Annotated in this window: 22 protein-coding genes; 14 read left to right on the top strand and 8 right to left on the bottom strand. The window is 39.0% G+C overall.

The window, feature by feature from the left end; genetic code table 11:
- Positions 1-199 precede the first annotated feature (199 nt).
- A complete protein-coding gene (locus ACFO5Y_RS01075) occupies positions 200-2,020 on the bottom strand; it encodes an FAD-dependent oxidoreductase (protein WP_197104919.1) in 1,821 nt (606 codons plus the stop codon).
- A 267-nt stretch (positions 2,021-2,287) separates the two neighbouring features.
- Here ACFO5Y_RS01075 and yghU point away from each other — a divergent pair, with 267 nt between their 5' ends.
- The 3 genes from yghU (at position 2,288) to ACFO5Y_RS01060 (ending at position 4,394) form a co-directional block, all read left to right on the top strand.
- A complete protein-coding gene (yghU, locus tag ACFO5Y_RS01070) occupies positions 2,288-3,073 on the top strand; it encodes a glutathione-dependent disulfide-bond oxidoreductase (protein WP_197104918.1) in 786 nt (261 codons plus the stop codon).
- A gap of 95 nt (positions 3,074-3,168) precedes the next feature.
- Entirely contained in the window at positions 3,169-3,654 is a 486-nt protein-coding gene (locus ACFO5Y_RS01065; RefSeq protein ID WP_197104917.1) for a DNA-deoxyinosine glycosylase, read from the top strand.
- Between the two features lie 92 nt (positions 3,655-3,746).
- Complete coding sequence (locus ACFO5Y_RS01060; RefSeq protein ID WP_197104916.1) at positions 3,747-4,394, top strand: alpha/beta fold hydrolase; 648 nt, start codon at positions 3,747-3,749, stop codon at positions 4,392-4,394.
- On the opposite strand, the gene ACFO5Y_RS01055 is transcribed toward ACFO5Y_RS01060, so the two are convergent.
- Positions 4,391-5,281, bottom strand: a complete 891-nt coding sequence (locus tag ACFO5Y_RS01055; protein ID WP_197104915.1) for a DegV family protein — start codon at positions 5,279-5,281, stop codon at positions 4,391-4,393. The two genes, ACFO5Y_RS01060 and ACFO5Y_RS01055, sit on opposite strands and share 4 nt — an antisense overlap.
- 151 nt (positions 5,282-5,432) lie before the next feature.
- A complete protein-coding gene (gene fabV, locus ACFO5Y_RS01050; protein ID WP_231606925.1) occupies positions 5,433-6,617 on the bottom strand; it encodes an enoyl-ACP reductase FabV in 1,185 nt (394 codons plus the stop codon).
- A 197-nt stretch (positions 6,618-6,814) separates the two neighbouring features.
- Here fabV and ACFO5Y_RS01045 point away from each other — a divergent pair, with 197 nt between their 5' ends.
- The 3 genes from ACFO5Y_RS01045 to ACFO5Y_RS01035 all read left to right on the top strand — a co-directional run bounded on the left by ACFO5Y_RS01045 (position 6,815) and on the right by ACFO5Y_RS01035 (position 10,730).
- On the top strand, positions 6,815-7,795 hold the full coding sequence (locus ACFO5Y_RS01045) for a LacI family DNA-binding transcriptional regulator (RefSeq protein ID WP_197104914.1): 981 nt from the start codon (positions 6,815-6,817) through the stop codon (positions 7,793-7,795).
- Between the two features lie 91 nt (positions 7,796-7,886).
- The gene (locus ACFO5Y_RS01040; RefSeq protein WP_197104913.1) at positions 7,887-9,260 is read left to right on the top strand and encodes a PTS transporter subunit EIIC; all 1,374 of its coding nucleotides are present in this window, start codon (positions 7,887-7,889) and stop codon (positions 9,258-9,260) included.
- Between the two features lie 24 nt (positions 9,261-9,284).
- Positions 9,285-10,730: a glycoside hydrolase family 32 protein gene (locus ACFO5Y_RS01035; RefSeq protein WP_197104912.1), complete on the top strand. Its 1,446-nt coding sequence runs from the start codon at positions 9,285-9,287 to the stop codon at positions 10,728-10,730.
- Positions 10,731-10,788: 58 nt separating this feature from the next.
- Here the strand turns inward: ACFO5Y_RS01035 and ACFO5Y_RS01030 are convergent, their stop codons facing one another.
- From ACFO5Y_RS01030 to ACFO5Y_RS01020, 3 genes are all read right to left on the bottom strand, one after another.
- Positions 10,789-12,069: a hemolysin family protein gene (locus ACFO5Y_RS01030; RefSeq protein ID WP_197104911.1), complete on the bottom strand. Its 1,281-nt coding sequence runs from the start codon at positions 12,067-12,069 to the stop codon at positions 10,789-10,791.
- Positions 12,070-12,174: 105 nt separating this feature from the next.
- Positions 12,175-12,753: a rhodanese-like domain-containing protein gene (locus tag ACFO5Y_RS01025; protein WP_197104910.1), complete on the bottom strand. Its 579-nt coding sequence runs from the start codon at positions 12,751-12,753 to the stop codon at positions 12,175-12,177.
- A gap of 142 nt (positions 12,754-12,895) precedes the next feature.
- The gene (locus ACFO5Y_RS01020) at positions 12,896-13,225 is read right to left on the bottom strand and encodes a four-helix bundle copper-binding protein (RefSeq protein ID WP_197104909.1); all 330 of its coding nucleotides are present in this window, start codon (positions 13,223-13,225) and stop codon (positions 12,896-12,898) included.
- 200 nt (positions 13,226-13,425) lie between these two features.
- Between ACFO5Y_RS01020 and ACFO5Y_RS01015 the strand changes: the two genes are divergently transcribed.
- A complete protein-coding gene (locus ACFO5Y_RS01015; protein ID WP_197104908.1) occupies positions 13,426-14,712 on the top strand; it encodes a CinA family nicotinamide mononucleotide deamidase-related protein in 1,287 nt (428 codons plus the stop codon).
- 469 nt (positions 14,713-15,181) lie between these two features.
- Here the strand turns inward: ACFO5Y_RS01015 and ACFO5Y_RS01010 are convergent, their stop codons facing one another.
- A complete protein-coding gene (locus tag ACFO5Y_RS01010; RefSeq protein ID WP_197104907.1) occupies positions 15,182-15,901 on the bottom strand; it encodes a hypothetical protein in 720 nt (239 codons plus the stop codon).
- An 87-nt stretch (positions 15,902-15,988) separates the two neighbouring features.
- On the opposite strand from ACFO5Y_RS01010, the gene gloB reads away from it, so the two are divergent.
- The 4 genes from gloB to ACFO5Y_RS00990 all read left to right on the top strand — a co-directional run bounded on the left by gloB (position 15,989) and on the right by ACFO5Y_RS00990 (position 20,734).
- Positions 15,989-16,690, top strand: a complete 702-nt coding sequence (gene gloB / locus ACFO5Y_RS01005) for a hydroxyacylglutathione hydrolase (protein ID WP_197104906.1) — start codon at positions 15,989-15,991, stop codon at positions 16,688-16,690.
- Positions 16,691-16,714: 24 nt separating this feature from the next.
- The gene (locus ACFO5Y_RS01000) at positions 16,715-17,179 is read left to right on the top strand and encodes a SixA phosphatase family protein (RefSeq protein WP_197104905.1); all 465 of its coding nucleotides are present in this window, start codon (positions 16,715-16,717) and stop codon (positions 17,177-17,179) included.
- Positions 17,180-17,199: 20 nt separating this feature from the next.
- The gene (locus ACFO5Y_RS00995) at positions 17,200-17,724 is read left to right on the top strand and encodes a hypothetical protein (protein WP_197104904.1); all 525 of its coding nucleotides are present in this window, start codon (positions 17,200-17,202) and stop codon (positions 17,722-17,724) included.
- Positions 17,725-17,968: 244 nt separating this feature from the next.
- Entirely contained in the window at positions 17,969-20,734 is a 2,766-nt protein-coding gene (locus ACFO5Y_RS00990) for a cation-translocating P-type ATPase (protein ID WP_197104903.1), read from the top strand.
- Positions 20,735-20,777: 43 nt separating this feature from the next.
- Here the strand turns inward: ACFO5Y_RS00990 and ACFO5Y_RS00985 are convergent, their stop codons facing one another.
- Positions 20,778-21,107: a CPBP family intramembrane glutamic endopeptidase gene (locus ACFO5Y_RS00985; protein WP_331459530.1), complete on the bottom strand. Its 330-nt coding sequence runs from the start codon at positions 21,105-21,107 to the stop codon at positions 20,778-20,780.
- A gap of 582 nt (positions 21,108-21,689) precedes the next feature.
- Here ACFO5Y_RS00985 and ACFO5Y_RS00980 point away from each other — a divergent pair.
- Genes ACFO5Y_RS00980 through ACFO5Y_RS00970 form a run of 3 tightly spaced genes read left to right on the top strand, consistent with a single transcriptional unit; the run spans position 21,690 to position 25,222 of the window.
- Positions 21,690-22,154, top strand: coding sequence for a CopY/TcrY family copper transport repressor (locus tag ACFO5Y_RS00980; RefSeq protein WP_269434935.1), 465 nt, complete (start codon positions 21,690-21,692; stop codon positions 22,152-22,154).
- Positions 22,147-24,240, top strand: a complete 2,094-nt coding sequence (locus ACFO5Y_RS00975; protein ID WP_197104902.1) for a copper-translocating P-type ATPase — start codon at positions 22,147-22,149, stop codon at positions 24,238-24,240. The genes ACFO5Y_RS00980 and ACFO5Y_RS00975 overlap by 8 nt, the downstream gene beginning before the upstream one ends.
- A gap of 58 nt (positions 24,241-24,298) precedes the next feature.
- On the top strand, positions 24,299-25,222 hold the full coding sequence (locus tag ACFO5Y_RS00970) for a nuclease-related domain-containing protein (protein ID WP_197104901.1): 924 nt from the start codon (positions 24,299-24,301) through the stop codon (positions 25,220-25,222).
- Positions 25,223-25,504 lie beyond the last annotated feature (282 nt).

Genomic DNA, 25,504 nt, shown 5'->3' with positions numbered 1-25,504 from the left:
AAAACATTGTACCGCAAAAGGGCTGTTACATGGCCTTTTATCTTTTACACAATTATATGGACTTTATCGTAGAGTCATTATTATTATGTATTTTTAATATATAGAAAGGGATAGAATAATAAAAAAATGACTTCATCTTGAAAGAAAAGATGAAGTCATTTAAAAATAGAAATAATATTATTTATTCATTGTAGTGGAGTTAATTATTTGCAGCTAAATGTTTTCCAGCTTTACGACCTTGATGAATTATTCCAGCAATCGCTGTTCCAGAACCTGGATAATATCCAGTTACCCAGCCACCGGCATTTAGGCCTGCTGCATAGAGTCCCTTAATAGGTTGTCCAAAAGAATTGATTACTTGCGAATCAGTATTAATACGTAATCCACCCAGCGATCCTAAGTTTGATGCCTTGTTTAACATAGCATAATAAGGTCCTGAAATTTCTTTCAATCCTTCTAAGCGGCCAAACTCTGCGTCTTCCTTATTAGCAGCAAAACTATTCCATTTTTCTATTGTTTCTTTTAAGTTAGTAGTGGGTACAGCAATTTTTTCTGCTAATTCTTCTAAGGTTTCTGCTTTGATTACCAAACCAGACTCTACATCCGCTTTTAAGCTTTCTGAGGTCCATGCGCTACCCGGTTCAGAAATTGATGATTTTCCAAAAACCATATAAGTAGGTGCATCATGTTTTTTCGTTTCTTGGAAAATCGCACGATAGTGATATGCATAAGTAGAATCTTCCCGAACAAAACGTTTTCCGATACCATTAATTAGAACCATTGGAATAGTTGGAATTTGGTTATTTGTTGCATTACCTGTTCGGCTACAAAAATCAATACAGCCTCCAAGTCCAGAAACGGCAGCACCTATTCCCATCCCCATTATAATTCCATCCCCTGTATCATAAGGTGTTGATAATAAAGTAGAATTAGAAATATCATAATATTGTTGGTCATTCAATTCTTTAGCTAGTGCGGGGTTATGATCTATAGATGCTGTTGCTAAAACAACACCACGATCTGCCTTTACTTTAACTTCTTTCCCATTTTTTTCTATAACAGCACCGATAACAGAAGAAGTATCCTTGTCTAATATTAAAGCAACTACGGGTGAATCGTACTCAATCTGACCTTCATGTTTTATGAAATCTGTTAGTAGGGTTTGAGTTAATAGGGTTCCTTCACCACCTTGACCACCATTTTTATATTGATGAATTCGATCGGCATGTAAATCATCGGTAATGTAAGGTATTTTAGCATGTCCATAAACAGTATCAAATTCTAACCCAAGTTCAACTAACCACTCAATATTGTCAGGAGCGCCTAAAGCTAAATCCCAAACTAATGATTCATCAACCCGACCTTCTCCAGCCTTAACCCAAAGTTGAGCATGCTTTTTAGGGGTATCGTCTTTAAAATCTGTAAATTCTTTTTGATATTTTGTGCCAGCTGCTTGAATAACACCTCCGGAAGCATTTGTTGTACCACCAGGAATGCCAGCTTTTTCAAAAATAATCGTTTTCAATCCACCTCGCGCTGACTCAACAGCAGCTGAAAGTCCTGCTCCACCTGAACCAGCAATAACAACATCAAATAGTTCATCAAACAAATCGGGATTATTAGACATATAAACAGCTTCTCTAGCTACAGAAGTGTTGACTTCATCGTGACTAGTTATAGAAGCACTTGATACCGTATCTACTTGATTATCCTTACTATTTTCCAATGAAATATTTAAATTAAGAGCATCTTCTTGACTCAGTTTACCTTTTGCAACCGAAACTGCTTTTTTAGCAGCAGTTAAATATGCATTTGTACTATATGTAGCACCTGAAATTACATCGACATCTAAACTTTGTTCACTTTCTATACGTTTTAATAATCGCTGAATTCCAAGGTCACCAATATATGCACTTTTTGTATGTTCACTTTCTGCTTTCAATATCTTATCATTTTCCAATGTAAGTTTAGCTGTAATCGGTCCATGAAAACCTTGTGCTTTCCCCATAAAAACATCCATAAAATAACCCCTTTCAAAAATTTAAGTCTTTCAACAAGTTCATTGTATCACAATTAAAAATTAAATTAAATATCTAAATGAATGCGTATTTTATTGGGTTTAATAAAAACGAGCTGAATAAACAGTGAAAGTTTGAACATTAAAACACAAAGTAATTGAAGATAAAATAAATAATTATTACTAATTAAACTCTATGTGTATGTTTAGTCATTAGTCAAAAAAAGTAGTATGATGAAGCTACGAATAAACTATATAAGGAGTGTTATAATGACGGCATATGAATTACCAAAAGTGTGGAAATGGGAAGACGAAGATTCAGATTTAGGGGGTAACCGCCCAACTGCAGGGAGTCGTTTCGAACAAACATTGCCTGTAGGAGAAGCGCCATTCCAACTCTATTCACTAGGAACACCTAATGGAATTAAAGCAACCATTATGTTTGAAGAATTAAAAGAATTAGGTGTGGATGTTGATTATGATGTATATCTAATAAATATCGGCGACGGTGACCAATTTGGTTCAGATTTCGTTGACATCAATCCAAACTCTAAGATTCCGGCACTGGTTGATTATAGCCAAAAACCACGTTTAGAAATCTTTGAATCAGGTTCGATTTTACTTTACTTAGCAGAGAAATTTAATAAATTAATTCCAACAGATATTCATGGTCGCACTGAGACGATGAACTGGTTATTCTGGCAAATTGGTGCAGGACCTTATGTTGGTGGAGGCTTTGGACACTTCTTTGCCTATGCACCAGAACCAATAAAATACCCAATCGACCGCTTCACAATGGAAACAAAGCGCCAATTAGATTTATTAGATAAGACTTTAGGGAAACGTCCATATATTGCAGGAGACGAATATACAATTGCGGATATCGTAAACTGGTCATGGTATGGTCGTCTTGCTCTAGGGGATTTATACGAAGGTTCAGCAGAATTCTTAGATATCCAATCATATCCAAAGGTATTAGAATGGGCTCGCCGCATTGCAGAGCGTCCAGCTGTGAAGAAAGGTTTAGAAGTCGAATACAAACCGATCAAAGACTAAGTTAATAAGTAATTAGTTGCTCTTTCTGAAGTACAAGCTTTGACTTCTTTAGAAGGAGCTTTTTGCATTAAAAATGTTGAATAGGAGAATGAGATATGGAAGAGACACATAGTTTTGGACCGGTCGTCAATCAAGGAACACGCATCCTCATTTTGGGTAGCCATCCGGGTGTGCCGTCATTACGTAAGCAACAGTATTACGGCAATCCAGGGAATGCCTTTTGGCGGGTAGTATTTAACGCCTTAGAAGTTCCAGACCCAGTTAATTACCAAGAACGCTTAGATACCTTACAAGCCCACGGCATCGGTCTTTGGGATGTGTATGCGACGGCGCAAAGGGAGGGAAGTTTAGATCATAAGATAAAGAATTCGACCTTAAATGATTTTGAAATCGTGTTAAAGGGTATACCAATCAAACTCATTATTGCGAATGGGAAAACAGCCTATAAAGAAATTATTAAACAACCAGTCTTTCAATCCTATGACGTTGTCAGCGCCTTATCTACAAGTGGTTTGAATAACGGCCGTGAAAAAGAACGCATGGAACAATGGACTCAAGCCATTCGCTCAGTGTTAAATTAAGTAAAAGTCTTTAAGGATGTTTTTTAAAGGCGATGTGTTATACTAACGCAACCTACCTGGTGAAGAGTCATTATAGAAAAGAGGTCATACAGATGAGCAAGAAAATATTTTTTATAAATGGTTTCGGAGGCGGTCGAGAAGATTCATTGGAGTTACGAGATTCATTGGAAGAAAAAGGCTATGAATTTACTTATCTAGATTTACCGGGACAGTTCGGTGCGAAAGATGTCACGATTGATGATTTTGAAGAGTTACTAGCTTATTTTGAAGGGTATTTTCCAGATGAAGAGATCATCTTGATGGGGCATTCTATCGGGGCCGAAATCGCAGCATACTTATCTACCCGCCTAACACAAATTGAACGAGTGATTATGTTGGATGGGGGAATCTTGACGAATGAAGATGTTGGTAAAACGCTGGCTGAATCTATGGAAGAAACTAAAGAAGTACTAAGTCAAATAGGTGGCGACGAGTTATCTGAAGAAGGCTTGTTGGAACTAATGAAATTAAATGATGCGATGAAATTAACGATTATCCGACCGGATTACAAAACTCCGACCTTATTGCTATTAAGTGATTCCAAAGAGGAGTTACCGATTAAAATGCAAAGACTGGAAGAGAGACAAAACCCTTATGTCGATTATAAAGTTATACAAAAAGCTAGCCACAATCTCTATGCAGATCAACCTGACCTGACGGTCAAATTGATTGCTGAATGGCTAGCAAATGCGCGTATTTAATTGGAGTTTGCGGAAGGATTTAATAATGGGGCCACGTTGATTGAAATGACACCACTCCCGCCATGAGTTCCTAGAACGGGCGTAATAAAGCCAATTCGAATGGGTAAATCAGGGTAAGCGGATTGAATGCGGTCGCGCATGACTTGAGCATCTTCTTCAGCCCCAGTATGGCCAACCGCGACATATGCGTGTTTTGGATATTGTTGAATGTGTGTATCCGCAATCTCAAACAAGCGGTCATGAGCCTTTTTCTTCGTCCGGATTTTTTCCGGAACATGTACTTGCCCATCGTGTTCTGCACCTATTGTAATGATGGGCTTAATATTGAGGGCATTGCCAAGAAACCCACTTAATGAGCTAACGCGACCACCTTTCACTAAGTTATCCAGTTTTGCTGGAGTGAAGTAAAAGGCTGATTGTTCAAGCAAATGCTTGATACGAGTAACAATGTCATTTGGTTCAATTTGACGTTGAATGAGTTCAACTAAATTAAGTACCATCGCCTCCATCACAAAAGAAGTCAACTGTGCATCAATTAAATGAATGTCTAATAGATCGCTGAATTCTCTGGAAGTCGCTTGAATTGATTGAAAGGTTCCACTTATTTTCTCAGAGACTAAAACACCAAAGACCGTGTCATAACCATCTTGAACAAGTTGCTCAAATACATCATAAATTTGTCTCGTATCGGGTTGAGAAGTTTTGGGCAGGTTTTTCTCAGTGTCCATTCTATCGTAAAAATCTTTCGTTAAAGACTCATCGGGCGAGTCAATATACACAGTCCCATCTTCAAATATGGTACTAAGATATACTTGGTAAATATTCGAGTGCATCGCTGTTTCTTCAGTTAAGCCTGCAGTACTATCCACAATAATGGCAGCTTTCATTTTACTCATCCTTTCTAAATATTAATATTATAATGAATTAATATATCTCTTTGATTAATCTTAAGTAACAATTGAATAAAAGCCAAATGAAAGGTCTTATATAACAAAAACAGTTCGCGTTGGACAGGCGAACTATTTTTTGTTTGAATTTTTAGAATTCTAAAGCAAGTAAATCATCTAGAGTTGTTTCTTCGCCTTCGGCTTCGTTATAACCGTCAACGTCAAAGCCAGCTAAGTTTAAATATTCTTTCATAAAGATACTATAACCAGTTTTGTCCGAAGTGAAATTATCTTCATTAATCGTGTGAATTAATGTTTCAGCTTCTTTTTGAACTTCTGGATCTAACTCCCAACTATCTGGACGTAGGCGTCCTTTGTCATCATACTCTGCATTATTACCATATAACATATCACGGTAAATACGGTCTTGGTGCATAATTGGCGTTTCATGCGTTCCGTTATCAGCCATGATGCGATAAAGCCCCATGCAATACACTGGGAAGAATGGAATCACTGAACTGGCTTTGGTTGTTACAGCCGTCGCAACTACAATCGTCGCTTTTCCATTAATATCAGTTAATAATTCATTAATATTATCTGCTTTGACTTCACAGTCTGCTTTCGCTTGACCTAACGTTCCGTCACCATAGTAAGGACGGTTTAGATCAGAACCTAAGTATGAGTAATTTACTGTTAAAACATCTTCTTCTAGGACACCTGCTTCTTTTAAAGCTTCCATCCATAATTGCCAATCTTCGCCCCCCATCACTTTGACTGTATCGGCAATTTCTTCTTCTGTCGCAGGTTCTAAGACGTGCTCAAAGAACTCTTGTTTTTGAATATTTACATTCGGTCCGACAACTGTTTGGTCAATCGATTTAATCACTGAATTAAAGCGTTCGCCGGTATCAGGATCTGTGCGGACACTTGACGCAAGACTGTATACAACCAGATCAACTTTACCACCAAATTCTTCTTTGATGTATTTAATAACATCTTGCTTCGTTTCGTGACTGAAAGCATCTTGGACGAAGTTTTTCGCGATTAAGCCTTCGGCTTCTGCCGCTTGTTTAAAGTAGATATTGTTATACCAACCTGCTGTCCCTAAGTTTTTTTCTGATTTAGGACCTTTTTCAAATGATACACCAATCGTATCCGCATTCGCACCGAAAGCGAGACTAATACGTGTCGCTAAGCCGTAACTTGAAGACGCACCAATGATTAAGACTTTTTTAGGGCCTTCATAAGCACCTTGTTCTTTAACAAAGTCAATTTGATTATTCACTTCTTGTTTACACCCAATTGGGTTAACACCAAATGACACATTTCCACGCATTTTATGTTCGAATTTGATAGTAATGACCTCCAATGATTAATTAAGTATCTCTAATATACTAAAATTTCACCTAATTTGATAGTTATAACCGAACTGTGGCGAATTATTTTAAAGGAATCTTAGGATTTGAATTTGGACAATGAGTTCATTGGTCCGATATGGTAATATAATGTTAAATAGATAAAGAGGTGAAGGAATTGACGACATTAAATGACATTGCGAAGCGTGCGGGTGTGGCAAAAAGCACGGTATCCCGGTATTTAAATAATGGATCTGTGAGTGACAAGACACGTGAAAAAATCCAAGCCATCATCGAAGAAACAGGTTATGTGCCGAATCAATTTGCCCAAAGTTTAAAAGCCCAGCACTCAAATATGATTGGTGTGGTTCTGCCAAGATTCGATTCCCCATCGACAAATCAAGTGTTAAAAGGGATCGATGATGTTGCGCATGAAAAGGGCTTTCAGTTAATGTTAACCAATTCGAACTTAAGTATCGAACGTGAAAAAGAGAATATTTCATTATTAGAAAGACAAAAAGTTGGAGGGATTATCCTCATCGCGAGTAAGATGGATGAGGACTTAAAGAAACAAGTCACTCAATTAAGCATTCCCACCCTCATTTTAGGCCAAAAAATTGAGGGTGTTCCAAGTCTTGTCCATCAAGATTATGAAGCGGGCAGATTGATTGCTGAACATGCCTTGGAATTGGGGCATACAAAAATATTATACGTCGGCGTCACAGAAGAGGACAATGCGGTGGGGGTTTTGAGACGAAATGGGTTTATGGATACAGTAAAAGAAGCAGGTTTTGAAGCAGCATTCCATGAGACGAGTTTCTCAAGAAAAGAAGCTTATCAACAAGCTTTAGACTATTTACCAACGACTGAGGCAACTTATATCGCGGCTGCAACGGATCATATAGCGATCGGAATATTGAATGCAGCCAACGAATTAAATCTATCTGTTCCAGATGATTTTTCTTTATCCGGTTTTGGGGGATATAGCGAATCTGATTATACATTTCCAAGTATTACAACCATCGATTACCCATTTTATGACTTAGGGATTAAAGCGTTGAATCGGATCGAACAAATGATGAAAGAGGATCCAGTTAGCTTACTGGAGACGTTGCCCAATCAATTAAATGTAAAACAATCCACTAAAAAAATAAAATAACAAAAAATGCTTGCAATTTGCAAGCGTTTGCTTTACTGTTTAATGGAACCGGTTCCGTTTTCAAGTTTTGTAATTATCTGGAGGGATAAACATGGGGAAATATGATAAATCAATTGAACAGTTGTTGGATGTCATTGGTGGTAAAGAGAATATAAAAAACTATGAGCACTGTGCTACGCGCTTGCGTGTTGTGCTTAAAGACGATAGTAAGTTAGATAAAGAGAAAGCAGATAATATTGAAGAGAGTAAAGGTTATTTCTTCTCAACAGGGCAACATCAGTTTATTTTTGGTACAGGAAAAGTCAATGAAGTCACTAAAGAATTAGATGAATATTTAGGAAAATCAAGTTCAGATGATGATGGGTCGATGAAAGATGATATTTATGCAAACTTAAATCCTGTTCAAAAAGTTGTTCGAATTTTAGCAGATATTTTAGTGCCTTTAATTCCAGCGCTAGTAACGACAGGGCTATTAATGGGTCTGCGTGGTTTACTAGTTGAACTTGGTCTAGAGATGACTGAAGATGTTGCAGGACTCTTTGCGATGCTAACAGATACGGCTTTTGCATTCTTACCAGTGTTAATTGCCTACAGTGCAACGCGTAAATTTGGTGGGAATCCGTTGTTGGGTATTGTTGTTGGGTTGATGATGGTAGCACCACAATTACCGAATGCCTATGACGTTCGAGGCGGCAGTGCGAGTCCGATGAATATTTTCGGGATTGATATTTATGGCTATCAAGGTTCGATTTTCCCAGCGATTCTTGCGGGTTGGATGATTAGTAAATTGGACAAATGGTTACGTACATGGGTGCCTAAAGTGATGGATCTGATTGTGACGCCGTTCTTAACGATTACGATTACAATTGGTGTTATATTATTTGTGTTAGGTCCAATCATTCAAGTAATTGAAAGCTTTGTCATTGATGGTATCGTCACTTTAATCAATGCGCCGTTAGGTATTGGCTACATAGTCTTTGGAGCACTTCAACAATTAATTGTTATTACTGGTTTACACCATTCAATTGGTTTAATCGAAATAACGTTGTTGAGTGATACAGGATTGAATGTGATTCAGCCTTTAACTACAGTGAGTATGGCAGGACAATTTGGTGCTGCAATTGGAGCAGCCTTTTTAATGAAGGACCAAGTGAAACGTACAAACATGATCAGTTCAGCGGTGCCTACTTTATTTGGAATTACAGAACCCTTACTATTCGGTGTTAACATGAGATCACTGCGTATATTTGGTTCAGGGATTGTTGCGGGTGCGGTTGGAGGGTTTTTAACTTACCTCTTCGACTTAGCAGCAACAGGTATGGGAATTACTTTTATTCCTGGATTGCTACTTTATACAAGTAGCTTAACAGCTTTAGCACAATACATTATCGTGAGCTTAGTAGCTTTCATAGTTGGCTTCATCTTAGTTCGTTTACAAGGAAAAGCCATTCGTGAAGAAGTTTAAAATTGAGGTAAAGGAGACGAATTGATGAGTAAAAAAGCATATATTAACTGGAAACAAATTCAAGCAGCTCAAGCAAAATTAAAGGCAAGTGTAGAGGCAGATCCATGGCGACTTAGTTATCACCAAATGCCTGAAACAGGCTGGTTGAATGACCCAAACGGGGCGGTGCAATTTGATGGTGTCTATCATTTATATCATCAATATGTTCCCCAAGACCCTAAAGGTGGCGCAACTCATTGGGGACACAAAACGTCGACAGATATGGTGCATTTTAAAGATGAAGAGATCTTTATGTCACCTGATCAAGCGTTTGACCAAGATGGAGTGTATTCAGGTAGTGCCATTGTATTAAACGATAAGATTCATTTCTTCTATACAGGTAACGTTAAAAATGAGGGTGACCATGATTATACATTTAGTGGACGCGAACAACATACTGTCCATGTAGTTTCACCTGATGGTTTTACAATTGAATCAAGAGAAGTAATCATTCCGCACTCAGCATACCCAGAAGGTTTTACGGATCATATTCGCGATCCAAAAGTATTTGAATTAAATGGAAAATATTACTTGATTTTAGGTGCGAGACGTCGTACTAATGTGGGAAGCATCTTGATTTATAGCTCAACTAATTTATATGACTGGGAATATGAAGGTGTATTTCTAGAAGGGGATGAAGATCAAGGGTACATGTGGGAATGTCCGGATTACTTTAATGTGTCAGGTAAAGATATCGCAATTTTTTCACCTCAAGGAATCCTACCAACAACATACAACTATCATAATCCACATGCGGCCACTTACTTAACCGGGCAAGTGAACTGGGAGGAGTTAAAGTTCCAAGTGGAAGAAGATTTTAGAGAGTTGGACCACGGCTTTGATTTCTATGCACCTCAAACGTTTGAAGACGACCAAGGTCGCCGCATTATGTGGGTTTGGATGGGCATTGGCGATACTCAGCCGGAATACAATAACCCAACGATTGCGAGAGGTTGGCAACATGCGATGGCTTTACCGCGTGAGTTAAACTTTGAAGACGGCATGTTAAAACAACGCCCCTTAGTGGAATATCAAACTCTGCGTGGCCAAGAACAGTCGTATTCACTGACTGAATTGTCTTCTGACACACTAAGAGGTGAAGTCTACGAACTATTGATTGATTTTGATGAACGGCCGAAAGATTTTGAACTACAACTGCGACAAGATACTTCGGTAACTTATCAAGACGGAGAACTAACATTAAGACATGGAGAAAGTGGCTACGGTCGTCGTAAGCGCACGCTTCCACTTGAATCACTATCGCAATTACACATTTTCTCTGATACGTCCTCATTAGAAATCTTTGTCAATGATGGTGAAGCCGTCTTTACTTCACGCGTCTATCCCGATGCGAACCAAGATAAGATACAAATAACTGGAAATGGAACCGGAAAAGTCACTTATTGGGACTTAGCGACAACAACTAAATAATTTAAAAAGGCTCAAGAACCGTGATAAATTCATCACCATTCTTGAGCCTTTATTTATGCTATTCTTTAATGCGGGTAACTTTTAATTGAGTTGCAGTTGCTTCATTGACTTGCATTAATTCAAGCATCAGCATTTCAATTTCAAGGCATGTGCCAATCTTATCTTCGCTTGGAATAATTTCGGATTTATATGTGAAGTAGCCACCAATTGTGTCCACTTCGTTACTTGTCACAATGGTACCAAAGTATTCGTTGAAGTCATTGATATTCATAATACCGTTGACTAGCCATGATGATTCGTCTAGTTTTTGCACTAGAGCATCTTCTTCGACCGTATCATATTCATCATAAATCTCTCCAACAATTTCCTCGATAATATCTTCTAAAGTAACGAGCCCAACGGTTTGACCGTATTCGTCTTTTACAACCGCAATATGATTGCTCTTTTGTTGAATTTGCGAGAATAAATCATCTAATAGTAAAGTTTCAGGAACATTTAAAGGATCATGAGCTAAATCTTTTAAATCGACTTGGGTGTAATCGCCGACCAGGACACTCGCACGCAAGTAGTCCTTCACTAAAACTACACCTAAAATATTATCTTTGTCATCTTGATAAACAGGCAGTCTTGAAAATGTCGAATTGACGATGATTTCGTGATTCACTTCGCGTTCTTTATTAATATCAATCATCAATGCTTGATTACGAGGCACCATCACCTCACGAACATTTTTTCGGTTCAGTTTCAGAACACCTTGCATCATGCCAACTTCATCCGATTCAAGCGCTCCTTCTTCACCACCTCGAATCACAATTTCACGGATATTTGAGAAAGTTAATTTCTCATCTTCATTGGAAAAGTCAATTGGAAGAAGCGATTGAAAGAAGTTTAACGTGACAGTTAAAAACCAAACGACCGGTTTAAAAATCGTGTAAATCAGATTTAAAATACGTGCCGATGCCTTTGAATATTTTTCAGGAATGGCTTGCCCAATTGATTTAGGTAATAATTCCCCGAAAATTAAAGTTAATACAGTTACGATGAGCGAAATAACGATCGCCGCACCTTGTGCACCTAGATAAGGTGAAATGAATTGTGATAACCCACTCGTTGCAAAAGATGAGTTTAACGTTCCGATTAAAGTAATCGCCACTTGGACAACCGCTAAAACGCGATCTTGATTGTAATATAGCTTTAATGCGAGTTGAGCCTTTTTGCTCCCAGACTCGGCTTCTTTCTCTAATTTGTCTTTATTTGCAGTTATAAATGCCATCTCTGAACCAGAGAAAAAACCATTTAACAGAGTAAAGACAATAAGTAAAATGATGGGTGTTAACATCGCTTTCTCCTTTTTTTATTTGTTAATAAAGTGTATTGTTATGTAATCTATTATATCTATAAATACTAACTTTGGATACACCGACTTTACTAACATTGCAATAAGTTAATAAACTGCCTCTTGAACGGCTTTCATCCCACCTTCAATGACGACAGGTTTATAGCCTTTATTAGCTAGAAAAGAAGCAGCTGCAGTTGCGCGATTACCTGAGCCACATAGTGTATAAATCTTCTGGTCTTTATCTAACTTTTGGTAAGTGGAAGGTAAGTCTTCAAGTGGAATATTAATTAAATTCTCTTCAGGGGCAGGACGTGTGATCTCATCAGGATGTCTGAGATCAAGTAAAATATAGTCATCTTTTACTGCAAGAAAATCATGTACGTTGATGGACTTGATTTGTTGTCTGCTTTCTATCGGAATATCGTGTGCTAAAATATATCCTTGAACATCAATAAATCCGACTTCTTGGCTCAATAATTCAAGCTCATCAATGAAATCTTTTGATTCTTCATTAATAATAAAAATGATAGCTTGATCCGATGCGATAAATGATGAGGCGTACTTTTTAAAATTACTTGGATTAAGATTCAGCGTCTTTGGACCATGTCCAGCTTGATAGTCCAGTTGTCCACGGACATCGATGAGTTGTTGATTATTTATGTGTTTGTAATTGAGTTTTTTCATGGCGATAGTCTCCTTAGATGTTTGTACCGTAAGTATAACGGAGTAATATAGATTAGACAAAGTGAAACGATTCTGTTTTTAAAGTTGAGACAAAAAATGAGTATAAGCCTCCCTTAGGAACTTATACTCGTCTTCTAATAAATTATACTGCTAAATATTCTTTACATGCCGCTTCGCATTCACGACACGCTTTAGCGCATTCTTTACAGTGATCGTGATCATGTTGTTCACATTCACTTGCACAAGTATCACAAGCTTTAATACACAACGCAATCAATTCATCTAACAAGGGACTTTGACGATGTGAGAAAGATACAACCATACCACATATATCAGCACAGTCTCGGTCTGTCCGAATACATTCCGCCATCATTTTTACGTCTTCTTCTTGTAAGCATCTATCAAAACAGTGCTCGCAAGCTTTTTGGCATGCCATTACTTTTTCGATTAATTTCTCTTTTGCTTGTACCATAATTTTCCCTCCTTATTTTTCTATTATCTTTATTATTATTGTACAATAAGCTTACTATGTATACGCTTTATCTGCAAATGATATCCATTTACTTAGGCGACCATTCTCGCAAAATGCACTCGTACAGTTTTTCTATCCACTAAACAGTTGTGATAAACTGAAAGATAATAAAAGTAAAAAAAATCTGGGAGGTTGATTGAATGAAAGCAGAGATTATATCAGTCGGTTCAAGTTTGTTAAAAGGCTTAGTTGAGAATAAAAATGCAGCTTTTATTGCTCGCGAGTTGACTTCTGTAGGTATTAATGTGACTCAAGCAGTTATGATTGATAATTCTAATGAAAAGCTATTGGAAACCATTGAGAAAGCAGAGCAACAAGCAGATGTACTCGTGTTTACAGGTGGCTTAGGTCCTGATGAGGACGATATCGTCAAAATAACACTATCAGAGCATCTCGATAAACCATTGGTCTTAGATGATGACACACAAAACCGAATTATTACTTACCATAAAAATTCAGACTTAATCATGCCAAAAAATAACCAACTTCAAGCGCTAACTTTACTTGATTCGATTCCGTTAGTGAATGTCACAGGTCTCGCTTTGGGAATGTTTTATCAATCTGATACCCATACGTATATCTTACTACCAGGACCAACTGATGAATTAAAACCCATGTTTACTGAGAAAGCTTGGCCACTTATTATTGAGCATCTTTTGAATGGACAAGTCGTCTCAACAAAGCTTGTCCGACTGTTTGGTTTAACAATGGCTCAAGCGCAGAGAAATCTCGGTGATATTTTGGTATCTGACGACACGACGTTTATTGAGATTTTTCCAGCGGGTTTAGAGATTGAAGTTCAGATTACTGCGAGAGGTTTTGACGCCGATGAGGTTCATCAATTCATTGCTAAAGCTGAAAGTGAGATTGAAAAAAGTGTTGCTCCTTATATTATTGGTCACGGTGATCAAAATTTACCTAATATTGTAAGAAAGCTACTAAAAGAGAAGGAGCTTAAAATAACTGGGGCTGAGAGTTTAACAGGGGGCGCATTTTTAAGTGAATTGTCGAGCTTATTTGAAGCCGGCCTATTTTTTGATGGAGGGATGGTTACGTATGATGAATCCATTAAAAAAGAAGTTCTCGGTGTAGATGAGGAAGTCATTGAAACGCATGGCGTAGTGAGTGCAGAGTGTGCATTTGAGATGGCTGAAAAGGCACTTGAAGCGTTTGGGGCAGATCTCGCTGTGTCCTTAACGGGAGCGGCAGGGCCAAGTTCACTAGAGGGTGAGATACCGGGAACTGTCTGGATTGGTGTGGCGGTTAAAGAGAAGTCTACTTTTGCGAAGAAATTCCACTTTGGATACAAGCGTAATCAGAACCGTGAATACTCTGTTTGGAGTGCATTTAACCTGATTCGACAGGTTCTTTTGGACGAAGAGATTGAATCAATAATTTATAAAGAAAAAGTGAAAAAAGATGAATAAAACGCTTGACAAGTAAACGCTTACATGATATTATGTAGTTAGTAAAGAGAGAGATGCAACTGTAAGTAAAGATTGGCGTTTCACTCTTTACGACAGAACCGTCTTAAAGGTTCGGAGTAGCAGTGAAAGTGCTACTCAGCGTATCAGGACTATCTGTTGTTTACCACAATGCTAGAGGTAACTGTGTAAAGAAATAGCGAAGGCTAGTAGATGTATATAGATGACAGTGGTGTGTATTTAAGTTTAGATGTGCAATTGTGAAGAAATTTGCATTTCAACAGGTAGTGACCAATACGCAGAAAGTAATGTGATTCCGATGCGAGAAAAGTATAAATTAACAACCAGAAAAACGACACGCAACACACTCGTTTATTCAGATATATAGTACCAAACGGAATGACATTACTAAATTTTTAGGGGAAGGGCATAAAGCCCTTCCTTTTTGTATTGGAATGGATTTGGTTGGCGGCTAGAGTACAATCGCGAATGCGTGTGGCAAGAAATCGCTCAACTCAAGCCAAATGACAACTCCGTTTGTCTCAAGTTCACTCAACTCAAGACGAATGACAATCCCGTTTGTCTCGAGTTCGTCTAACTCAAGCCAAATGAGAATCCCGTTTGTCTCGAGTTCGTCTAACTCAAGCCGAATGACAACTCCGTTTGTCTCGAGTTCATCCAACTCAAGCCAAATGATAATTCCGTTTGTCTCAAGTTCAGTCAACTCAAGCCAAATGACAACTCCGTTTGTCTCGAGTTCACCTAGTTCAAGACGAATGAGAATCTCGTTTGTCTCGAGTTCACCCAGCTCAAGCCAAATGACAATCCCGTTTGTCTCAAGTTCGTCTAACTCAAGCCAAATGACAATCCCGTTTGTCTCAAGTTCACCCAGCTCAAGCCGAATGACAATCTCATTTGTCTCAAGTTCAGTCAACTCAAGCCAAATGACAATCCCGTTTGTCTCGAGTTCGTCAAACTCAAGCCGAATGACAATCCCGTTTGTCTCGAGTTCACCTAGCTCAAGACGAATGACAACTCCGTTTGTCTCGAGTTCACCCAACTCAAGCCAAATGACAATCCCGTTTGTCTCAAGTTCGTCTAACTCAAGCCAAATGAGAATCCCGTTTGTCTCGAGTTCACCTAACTCAAGCCAAACCACCCCGCCATTTGTCTCAAGTCTGCATTTTCCCAACTCCCACAAGTAGTATCACAAGAAAATTTCTGTAAACTTTGCTAAGATTAGAATAAAGATAAATATAAGCAAAGAGGAGTGAGTGATATGAATATTAATCCAGTAAAAGCCTTTTCTGACAACTATATTTGGGTCATAGATAATGGAACTGATGGAATTATTGTCGATCCTGGTGAGTCAGCGGGCGTTTTAGATTATTTTGACAAAGAAGCATTGGACTTAGCTGCGATCATCTTAACGCATAAACACGATGACCATATTGGTGGGGTCAAAGATGTCTTAGCAAAATACCCAGAGACACCTGTTTATGGACCGAAAGAAACTGCCAGTCTCAACCAAGTTACTGTCAAAGATGGCGATGAGTTTGAATTATTGAACAAAACCTTTAAAGTGTTTAAAAGTGGTGGTCATACCGAAGAGCATATCAGTTACTTAATGGGAAATGACTTATTCTGTGGGGACGCATTGTTCTCAGGCGGTTGCGGACGTGTATTCACCGGGGATTATCAAGCTCAGTATGATGCGCTTCAAACCTTTAAAGCTTTACCAAATGAGGTCAAAGTCTATGCAGCGCACGAATATACAGAAACGAATTTACGTTTTGCTCACGAGACAGATCCAACAGATCCGTCATTTGCAAAAGCTTTAGAAGAAGTACAAGCACAAAGAGCAAAAGATCAACCGACTTTACCTTCGACAATTGGAATAGAAAAAGATATTAACTTGTTCCTACAAGCTGAAAACTTAGAAACTTTTATTGAATTAAGAGTAGCGCGAGATAATTTTTAAGCATAGTTAAAAGGAGAGAGAATCATGGAACTGATATTCATTCGCCACGCGAAAGCTGAAGAACGCAGGGAAGGACTCGTTGACATCGACCGCCACCTGACTGATAAAGGGAAGGAAAAATACGCAAAACTACTTCCCGAACTCGAAGAAAAACTCGGGCCACTTAAAGAAAGGAACTTTGTCAGCTGGTCAAGTCCAGCAAACCGGGCGCAAGAGACAGCCGCACTCGCCACCGACAAATTAAAGCTTGAGGAACCAAGGATTCATGAATTTATCTATACTGGAGAGATAGAAAAGTTTTTAGAAGCATTAAAAACCGTTCAAGATGATGCGACGTTACTCGTCTTTGGACATGAACCGACTTTAAGTGAGTGGGTATATGAATTCACTGGTGAGTCCCGCCGGATACGAAAAGGGTCAATGGTTAGTATGGAAGTGACACAAAGAGACCCACTCAAAGCCACATTCAATTGGCAAATTCGCACATAAGTAAGTTGAGTAGGAAAGGAATGTCGACACTGAAACCACAATATTTACAATTACAACCTTCAGCCACCGATGAAAAACGGTGGGTAGCAGAAATTACGGGCGATGATCCGACCTTTATCCTTAGCCGAGAATTCCAACCCGAAATTGAGCCCGGCGTCTGGGCGATGTATGACGGCTGGTACCAAATTCACGGACAAACGCCTGGGATCACCCCTTTTCAAAAAGAATATGTCCGAGTCTTAGACGGGAAGATGACGCGGAGACTAGATTTCCGCTTTGTTAAAGAGCATGTGCCGCAAATAAAAGCAGCGGAACCTGAACGGAAAGAACGTCTAAAGCACCAGATTATTTCTGTGTTCAATGAAATAAAAGCCGAAGTGCCTCATGAACTCGTTGATGAAGCAATCATGCAACAACAAGAAGACTTGGATATGGTCGAAACATCCCAAGAACTCCTAGGCGGGTTGAAAGTGCTATTAAAGCAAAAAGACCGAATCATCAAACGCTACAAAGAAGCCGTCGAGAACTTTCGTGATGAATGGTAAGCAAATTTATTAGAGAATTGTCTAGAGAGGCAGTTCTTTTTTTTGTATAAAATGTGAGCTTATTGTCAACTTAATTTAAGTGTAATTATATCGAAATATTTATTTAAAATAGTGTAATATCAAGCTTATTTAATATATTTTCGCAAGGCAAATAAATTTAATTGCTTTAAATTAAATGTTATATTAAGAATATGAAAAAGTAAGAGTGCTATGTTAAAAATCTTATAAACAAGAGGAGTTTACTATGAGTGAAATATATAAGAGGAAACTAGAGGAAGTGCTTGAGGAATTCGACACTTCTGTTGAAGAGGGTTTGAATGAGTCTCAAGTCGAAGAAAATCGTGAAGAACACGGTGAGAATAAATTAGAAGAATCAGAAACAAAGTCTAAATGGGAGATTTTTCTAGAGAATCTTAATAATATTATCGTTTACTTACTAGGTGTTGCGGCTGTTATCTCAGTCATAATGGGCGATTGGGTTGAAGCGCTAGCAATTTTATTAGCTGTTTTTATATCTGTCTTTACAGGGTATTTTGTTGAGGTCGGAGCGCAAAAATCGGTTGAAGCCCTCCAATCAATGGTGGATACAAAAGCAAAAGTACGCCGTAACGGTGAAGAGATTGAAATTGATTCGACCGAACTTGTGCCCGGAGATATTCTAATCTTAGGGGAAGGGGATGCGATTGCGGCTGATGGACGGTTAATTAGTGCCAATAACTTTGCGGTCATGGAAGCAGCCTTAACCGGAGAGTCTGAAGCGGTCGATAAAGATGCTGACGCAACATTTGAAGAAGATGAAGCACTCGGTGACCAATTAAATATGGTCTTTTCCGGTACAGCAGTAACCCGCGGTAAAGCCGAAGCCGTTGTGACGGGTATCGGTATGAATACTGAAGTAGGTCAGATTTCAGAGATGTTAGATGAAGATCAAGACCGAGAAAGTCCACTAGATAAAGAAATAGACAAATTAGGTAAAGCTTTAATTATTGTTGCCTTTGCTGCAGCAGGTTTAGTTTTATTAATTGGTATTCTTAACGGTCAAGATACGGCAGAAATGCTACATGTGGCAGTTATTCTAGCAGTAGCGGCGATTCCAGAAGCTATGCCAGCGGTTGAAACGATTACCTTATCCAACGGGATGTCGACGATGGCTGAACACGAAGCGCTCGTCAAAAGCCTATCCGCTGTTGAAACGCTAGGGTCAACGTCGATTATTGCCAGTGATAAGACCGGAACCCTGACGGAGAACCAGATGATGGTTGAACGTCTAATTATTAAAAATGATGAAGTGTATGAAGTTACTGGGAACGGTTATGAACCTAAAGGTACTGTGAAATACAACGGTGAAGTTGTTGACGTAGAAGCTGAGAATATTCATGACACAGACGCTTTAAATGACAACGATCAAGATTTACTGAAGCTGATTACGAATGGTTTTTTATCCAGTGATGCAAAATTAGTTAAGCAAGACGAGGCGGATGAAAATGAAGAAGCGGAAAATGACGGCGAGTATACTATTGAAGGAGACCCAACGGATGGGGCTTTAACTGTCTTAGGACACAAAATTGGTATGTCACCAGAATTTTTAAAAGAGACTGAATTTGAGCAACTAGCTGAAATTCCTTTTGATTCTGAGAAGAAATATATGGCTACTTTCCATAAACTGCCCGATAATATCTACCGTTTTATTATGAAGGGTGCTTTAGATGTAATAGCTGAATATACAGACATTGATGATGAAGAAAGTGAATTTTGGTCAGAGAGGAACGAGCTTTTAACTGAAGAAGGGAACCGTGTCATCGGCCTAGCCAGCTATACGGTTGAAGACGAGAATGAAGCCAATGAGATTACAGAAGACATCGAAGGTTGGTTTGATAATAATCGTAAGATATTAACGATTGATGGCTTGTTCGGAATTATGGATCCACCAAGAGAAGATGTTGCCGAATCAATCAAACAAACGCAAGAGGCTGGTATTACTGTGAAAATGATTACCGGTGACCACCCTCGAACAGCCTCAGTGATTGCCAAAGAAATCGGGATTAACAATTGGGAAAACACCATGACTGGTAAAGAAATTGACGAAATGCATGATTCATCGGACTTCATTAACCGAATTAGAGAATCAGCTGTCTTTGCCCGCGTCTCTCCTGAGAACAAATTACAAATCGTTAGAGCTTTTCAAGATGAAGGTGAAGTCGTTGCGATGACTGGAGACGGTGTAAATGATGCGCCTGCCTTGAACGGTGCTGATATCGGTGTCGCGATGGGAATTCGCGGAACGGAAGTCGCAAAAGAAGCGTCTGATATGATTTTAACGGATGACCGTTATTCAACCATTGTCGATGCCGTGCGTGAAGGTCGAATCATATTTGAAAACATAAAAAAATTTGTATCTTTCCTATTCGCCTGTAATATGGTTGAAATTGTGTCAATTTTATTCACAATTATCTTCCTATTACCGATGCCAATTCAACCTTTACACATTTTATTCCTTAACTTACTCATTGATATTGGACCGGCCATTGCCTTAGCTTACGAAGAAGCCGAAGACAATGTGATGAGTCATCCGCCACGTGATCCTGAAAAAGGGTTGGTCAACCGTCAATTCTTAAGTCGAATTATTATAAGTGGAATATTTATTGGTTTAGGAGCTTTCGGGGTATTCTTCCTATTCCATAATTTCACTGACCTATCCTTAGAATATGCTCAAACGGCGACTTTTACATATATGGCAATCGCTCAGTTAATGCATATCTTTAATGTTCGTAAATTCAAATCCTTCGGCTTGGACCGCACGCTATTCCATAATAAATTGTTAGTGGGTGCCATGGCTTTAGGTGTCGTTTTACAATTGGTTGCAGTTTACTTACCATTTATGAATAATGTCTTAGGTACAGAACCACTGACATTGATGACTTGGGGAATTATTCTAGGTTTCGCAGCTGTTGCTACATTTATCGTTCACTGGTTGAAAATGTTAACTAATAAAATAGGTGCTGAAGAATAACAAAATAAGAGAGCTCACAAAATGACGTGGGCTCTCTTTTTGTTTAATAAACATCTAACATTAAAAGCACAAGTGGCATTGCAGCAAAGGCTAAATTGACAACAAAATGCGCGATAATGATAGGAAATAGTCGTTGATGATAGTGGAAAATCAAAGCACTACCAAGTCCCCAAAAGAAGAATGCGCCAATATAAACTAAGGCCCCTTGCCAACTCGCCGCTAACATACAATGTTGCAAGCCGAAACCAATCGACGGAATGACAATACCTGCCCACGGCTTACCAAAACCTTCAGCAAACTTAGGCTGGGCATAACCTCGGTACATGATTTCTTCAATCGGCGCATTAATAAATGGAAAGAATAAAGCGACAATCGCGCCAACCCACCTTAGCCAAACAGGTGTAGTTAACAGATTATTAACTCAGTCACCTGTAAAAATAACTTGGAACTGATTAAGATAATCAGTTCCAAATATTAAAAACGCAATCCATTTACTGCGGCAGCAAATGGGATAAAGAGTACAAAAATCCAAAGCAGCCTCCAAAGGAGATCTTTACCTAAACGGTCCCTTTGAAAATCAATCACATCCCAAATCGAACGACCTTCTGAATGTAGGAGTCGTGTCATTAAATAGAGAGAAAGGAGATTGGCTATCATAAAATATATGACTGCGATATCGGGTGAAAAAGGGAACGGAATGTTTAACAACAAACAGATTAGGCCGTGATTAATTCAAAAGTGGGAATCAAATAAACGAGACAAGCCCAGCTTTTTTCAATACGAACCTCTCCTTATGAAAGCGCCGTTATATTTTAATCTTATCATAAACGGAGGAATTTATATAAATGTAATGGATATAAGTTGACTTGTACGAGTTACATGTGTAAACTAAACTTAAAACAATGACTACAATTGTAGTCGTAATCATAAACTTAGTTTGAAAGGAGACATTTCATTGACAGAAGCAATACCAACGTTAAAAATTACCGATGCAGAATGGGAAATTATGCGAGTCGTCTGGGCTCAAGGCAAGGCGACAAGTCGCGAAATTATCCAAGTTTTAGAAGATAAAATGAACTGGAAAGCTAGTACAATTAAAACTTTAATCAGCCGTTTAGTAGAAAAAGGCGCTTTGGATACCGAACAAGAGGGACGCAAATACATTTACTCAGCTAAACTGACAGAAGAAGCCAGTTTAGATGAATCTATTTCAGATATGTTAGCTCGTATTTGTAATAAGAAAGCCGGGGAAGTAATCGGAGATATGTTAACCAACGCGACTTTAAGTCAAAGTGATATTGAAGAATTAATGAGCATTTTAATAGAGAAAAAGAAAACGGCATTGGACGTTGTGGCATGCGACTGTGTGTCTGGCCAATGTGAGTGTCAAGTAAATTTAGGAGGGGAATTGAATGAGTAAGGATAAACAACACCATCACGACCATCACAATCATCATGACCACGGAGGGCATGACCATCACGACCATCTCGACCATCATGACCACGGAGGGCATGACCATCACGACCATCACGACCATCATGAGCACATGGATCACGGTGGCCACGGACATCATCACCACCATGGGAATTTTAAACAAATTTTCTTAAGATCTTTACCGATTGGGTTAATCATTATGTGGATTTCTCCACTGATGGGCTTGGACATACCGTTTCCATTTCAATACACTTTTCCATATTCGGATATTTTAGCTACCGTGCTGTCTACATTCCTTATTTTCTATGGAGGGAAGCCGTTCTTTCAAGGTGCGGTTGGTGAGTTTAAAGAGAAATCACCAGGGATGATGGCGCTTGTGTCTTTAGGGATTGGCGTGTCGTATTTATATAGTGTCTATGCGGTAATTATGCGCTATGTTACGGGCGAGTACCTGATGGATTTTTACTTCGAATTCGCATCGCTAATCCTTATTATGTTGCTTGGACATTGGATTGAGATGGTTGCTTTAGGTAATGCTGGAGATGCTCAGGCCTCTTTAGCAAAATTACTTCCGAAAGAAGCACAAGTTGTCTTACAAGATGATTCGATTGAACAGCGTCCGGTAACAGAATTAAAGGTTGGCGACACTGTCCGAGTTCAAGCAGGCGAAAACATTCCAGCTGATGGAGAAATCATTCGCGGAACGTCTCGAGTGAATGAAGCGCTACTGACGGGTGAATCCAAACCGATTGAGAAATCCGAAGGCGACACAGCTATCGGAGGATCAACTAATGGACAAGGGACGTTATTTATTAAAGTCAGTCAAACTGGAGATTCATCATTCCTCTCTCAAGTTCAAAATTTAGTCACAGAAGCTCAAGGTAATCCGTCCCGTGCAGAGAACCGAGCACATCAAGTTGCGAGTTGGTTATTTTATATTGCGCTCGGTGTGGCATTAGTGACATTCGTCGCTTGGTGGGCAATTGCTGATTTACAAACATCGATTTCTTATACGGTAACCACGCTGGTTATTGCTTGTCCACATGCTTTGGGCTTAGCGATTCCACTTGTGATTTCGCGTAGTACTAGTCTAGGCGCCAATCGCGGACTACTAGTTAAAGATCGCGAAGTTTATGAATTGACAACAAAATCAGACACGATGATTCTCGATAAAACAGGAACGCTGACTACTGGTGAATTTAAAGTATTAGCGATTGATTCATTATCAAGTGACTATAACGAAGACGAGCTATTAGCTATCATGGCTGGAATTGAAGGCGGGTCAAGTCACCCCATCGCTCAATCAATTATCGAACATGCCTCTGAGGAAAATGTAAACCCCGTTGACTTCACATCAACAGAAGTCGTTTCTGGTGAAGGAGTTGTGGGAACTTATCAAGATACAGAGTATAAATTAGTGAGTCAAAAAGTGTATGGGAAGTCGATTGATATTGAAATTTTACCTGGTGCAACGATTAGTATTTTAACTAAAGATGGCGAAGCATTGGGCGCAGTGTCTCTAGGTGACGAGCTTAAAGAAACGAGTAAAGAACTGATGACAATTCTCAAAGACAAAGGCATTACGCCAATTATGGCAACAGGTGATAATGAAAATGCCGCCAAAGGTGTCGCAGAAACTTTAGGTATTGATTACCGTGCAAACCAGTCACCGCAAGACAAATATGATTTAATTAAAAGTCTACAGTCTGAAGGTAAGACGGTTATTATGGTTGGAGATGGTGTGAATGATGCGCCGTCACTCGCATTGGCTGATGTCGGAGTCGCCATTGGAGCCGGAACGCAAGTGGCAATTGATTCCGCAGACGTTGTCTTAACCCAATCTGAACCCGGCGACATTGAATCCTTTATCGAACTGTCTTTCAAGACAAACAGCAAGATGAACCAAAACTTACTTTGGGGAGCAGGCTACAATTTCATTGCAATTCCATTGGCTGCGGGTCTTTTGGCACCTATCGGAATCACTATTTCGCCCGCGCTCGGTGCAATTTTAATGACACTTTCAACAATTATTGTCGCAATGAACGCACTTACTTTAAATTTAGATGACTAATTTTTAAAATAAAAAATGAAAATCGCCCTTTTTTACGTATATATATAGGGGTGATAAAATGCAGAAAAATACCGAACTCATTCAACTCGAAATGTCGGTTATTCGCCAAATAAATTTAGCTGAAGAACAGAAACGTCGATTTTGGTCTTTAAAACAAGGCTATATCGGAGAATCAGAAGTTTCTCAATGGTTAGAAAAATACGCCGATGATAATTGGCATGTCCTTTCAGACTACTGGTTCAACTACAAAAGCACGATGCAAGCTGATTTCCTATTAATCAAAGAAAATCACTGGTTAGTTATTGAAGTGAAGAATTTTGATGGCGCTTTTGAATATAGAAATCACGAATGCTATATTAACACGCACTTAATGGAAAATAATTTTATGAATGCCATGGCGACCAAAGTACGGCGCCTAACACGAATTGCCAATGAAGTCTCCGAAAATATTAAAGTAACCGGTGCGATGATTTTCATCAATGAACATTGCCAAGTTAAACTCGATTATGAATTTGACTATGAAATTATACAGCGCAACCAATTTAGAAACTTCTTGAAAAAGCAGACCGAATTTCTGGCCCAACCTCTGTTACCAGCACATTTGAATAGAATACAAAAAGTCTTGAACCGCTATTCGATTGAAAATCCGTTCCAGCCTACAGGTTTGCCGATAGAAGACTTTGCGACTATCCATAAAGGCGTTACTTGTCCAGCCTGTCACCGATTTGATGTAGAAATCTCTTTAAGAAAAGTAACATGCCGACACTGCCATAATGTAGAAGCAAAATCAGAAATGATTCTCAGATCCGCACGGCAACTGCGATATTTATTCTTTGATAACAGTGACATGGTCACAACAGAAAATGTGTATCAGTTTATGGGCGCAAGCGCAGCGTCAAGATCCCTAATCCGAGACATACTTGGGAAAAACTTTAAGAAAGTGGGGAAAACAAATAAAACTTACTATGAAATAGAGATTTAAAGGCAAAATGTTTAGGAAAGCGAGTTGATTCGCCAGCTCAGATCCGTGAGCTAGCGAATCATGTGCAACTACGCCAGCTCAGATCCGTGAGCTAGCGAATCATGTGCAACTGCGCCAGCTCAAATCCGTGAGCTAGCGAATCATGTGCAACTACGCCAGCTCAAATCCCTGAGCTAGCGAATCAAGTGCAACTACGCCAGCTCAGATCCGTGAGCTAGCGAATCAAGTACAACTGCGCCAGCTCAGATCCGTGAGCTAGCGAATCATGTGCAACTACGCCAG

This window comes from Ruoffia tabacinasalis (genome assembly GCF_042652985.1).
Classification (GTDB): domain Bacteria; phylum Bacillota; class Bacilli; order Lactobacillales; family Aerococcaceae; genus Ruoffia; species Ruoffia tabacinasalis.
This window is presented reverse-complemented; position numbering and strand designations above follow the sequence as displayed.

Bases quoted from the DNA above. Each gene is read 5' to 3' on its own strand.
- ACFO5Y_RS01075 (WP_197104919.1), bottom strand. From the start codon at position 2,020: ATGGATGTTTTTATGGGGAAAGCACAAGGTTTTCATGGACCGATTACA.
- yghU (WP_197104918.1), top strand. From the start codon at position 2,288: ATGACGGCATATGAATTACCAAAAGTGTGGAAATGGGAAGACGAAGAT.
- ACFO5Y_RS01065 (WP_197104917.1), top strand. From the start codon at position 3,169: ATGGAAGAGACACATAGTTTTGGACCGGTCGTCAATCAAGGAACACGC.
- ACFO5Y_RS01060 (WP_197104916.1), top strand. From the start codon at position 3,747: ATGAGCAAGAAAATATTTTTTATAAATGGTTTCGGAGGCGGTCGAGAA.
- ACFO5Y_RS01055 (WP_197104915.1), bottom strand. From the start codon at position 5,281: ATGAAAGCTGCCATTATTGTGGATAGTACTGCAGGCTTAACTGAAGAA.
- fabV (WP_231606925.1), bottom strand. From the start codon at position 6,617: ATGCGTGGAAATGTGTCATTTGGTGTTAACCCAATTGGGTGTAAACAA.
- ACFO5Y_RS01040 (WP_197104913.1), top strand. From the start codon at position 7,887: ATGGGGAAATATGATAAATCAATTGAACAGTTGTTGGATGTCATTGGT.
- ACFO5Y_RS01035 (WP_197104912.1), top strand. From the start codon at position 9,285: ATGAGTAAAAAAGCATATATTAACTGGAAACAAATTCAAGCAGCTCAA.
- ACFO5Y_RS01030 (WP_197104911.1), bottom strand. From the start codon at position 12,069: ATGTTAACACCCATCATTTTACTTATTGTCTTTACTCTGTTAAATGGT.
- ACFO5Y_RS01025 (WP_197104910.1), bottom strand. From the start codon at position 12,753: ATGAAAAAACTCAATTACAAACACATAAATAATCAACAACTCATCGAT.
- ACFO5Y_RS01020 (WP_197104909.1), bottom strand. From the start codon at position 13,225: ATGGTACAAGCAAAAGAGAAATTAATCGAAAAAGTAATGGCATGCCAA.
- ACFO5Y_RS01015 (WP_197104908.1), top strand. From the start codon at position 13,426: ATGAAAGCAGAGATTATATCAGTCGGTTCAAGTTTGTTAAAAGGCTTA.
- gloB (WP_197104906.1), top strand. From the start codon at position 15,989: ATGAATATTAATCCAGTAAAAGCCTTTTCTGACAACTATATTTGGGTC.
- ACFO5Y_RS01000 (WP_197104905.1), top strand. From the start codon at position 16,715: ATGGAACTGATATTCATTCGCCACGCGAAAGCTGAAGAACGCAGGGAA.
- ACFO5Y_RS00995 (WP_197104904.1), top strand. From the start codon at position 17,200: ATGTCGACACTGAAACCACAATATTTACAATTACAACCTTCAGCCACC.
- ACFO5Y_RS00990 (WP_197104903.1), top strand. From the start codon at position 17,969: ATGAGTGAAATATATAAGAGGAAACTAGAGGAAGTGCTTGAGGAATTC.
- ACFO5Y_RS00975 (WP_197104902.1), top strand. From the start codon at position 22,147: ATGAGTAAGGATAAACAACACCATCACGACCATCACAATCATCATGAC.
- ACFO5Y_RS00970 (WP_197104901.1), top strand. From the start codon at position 24,299: ATGCAGAAAAATACCGAACTCATTCAACTCGAAATGTCGGTTATTCGC.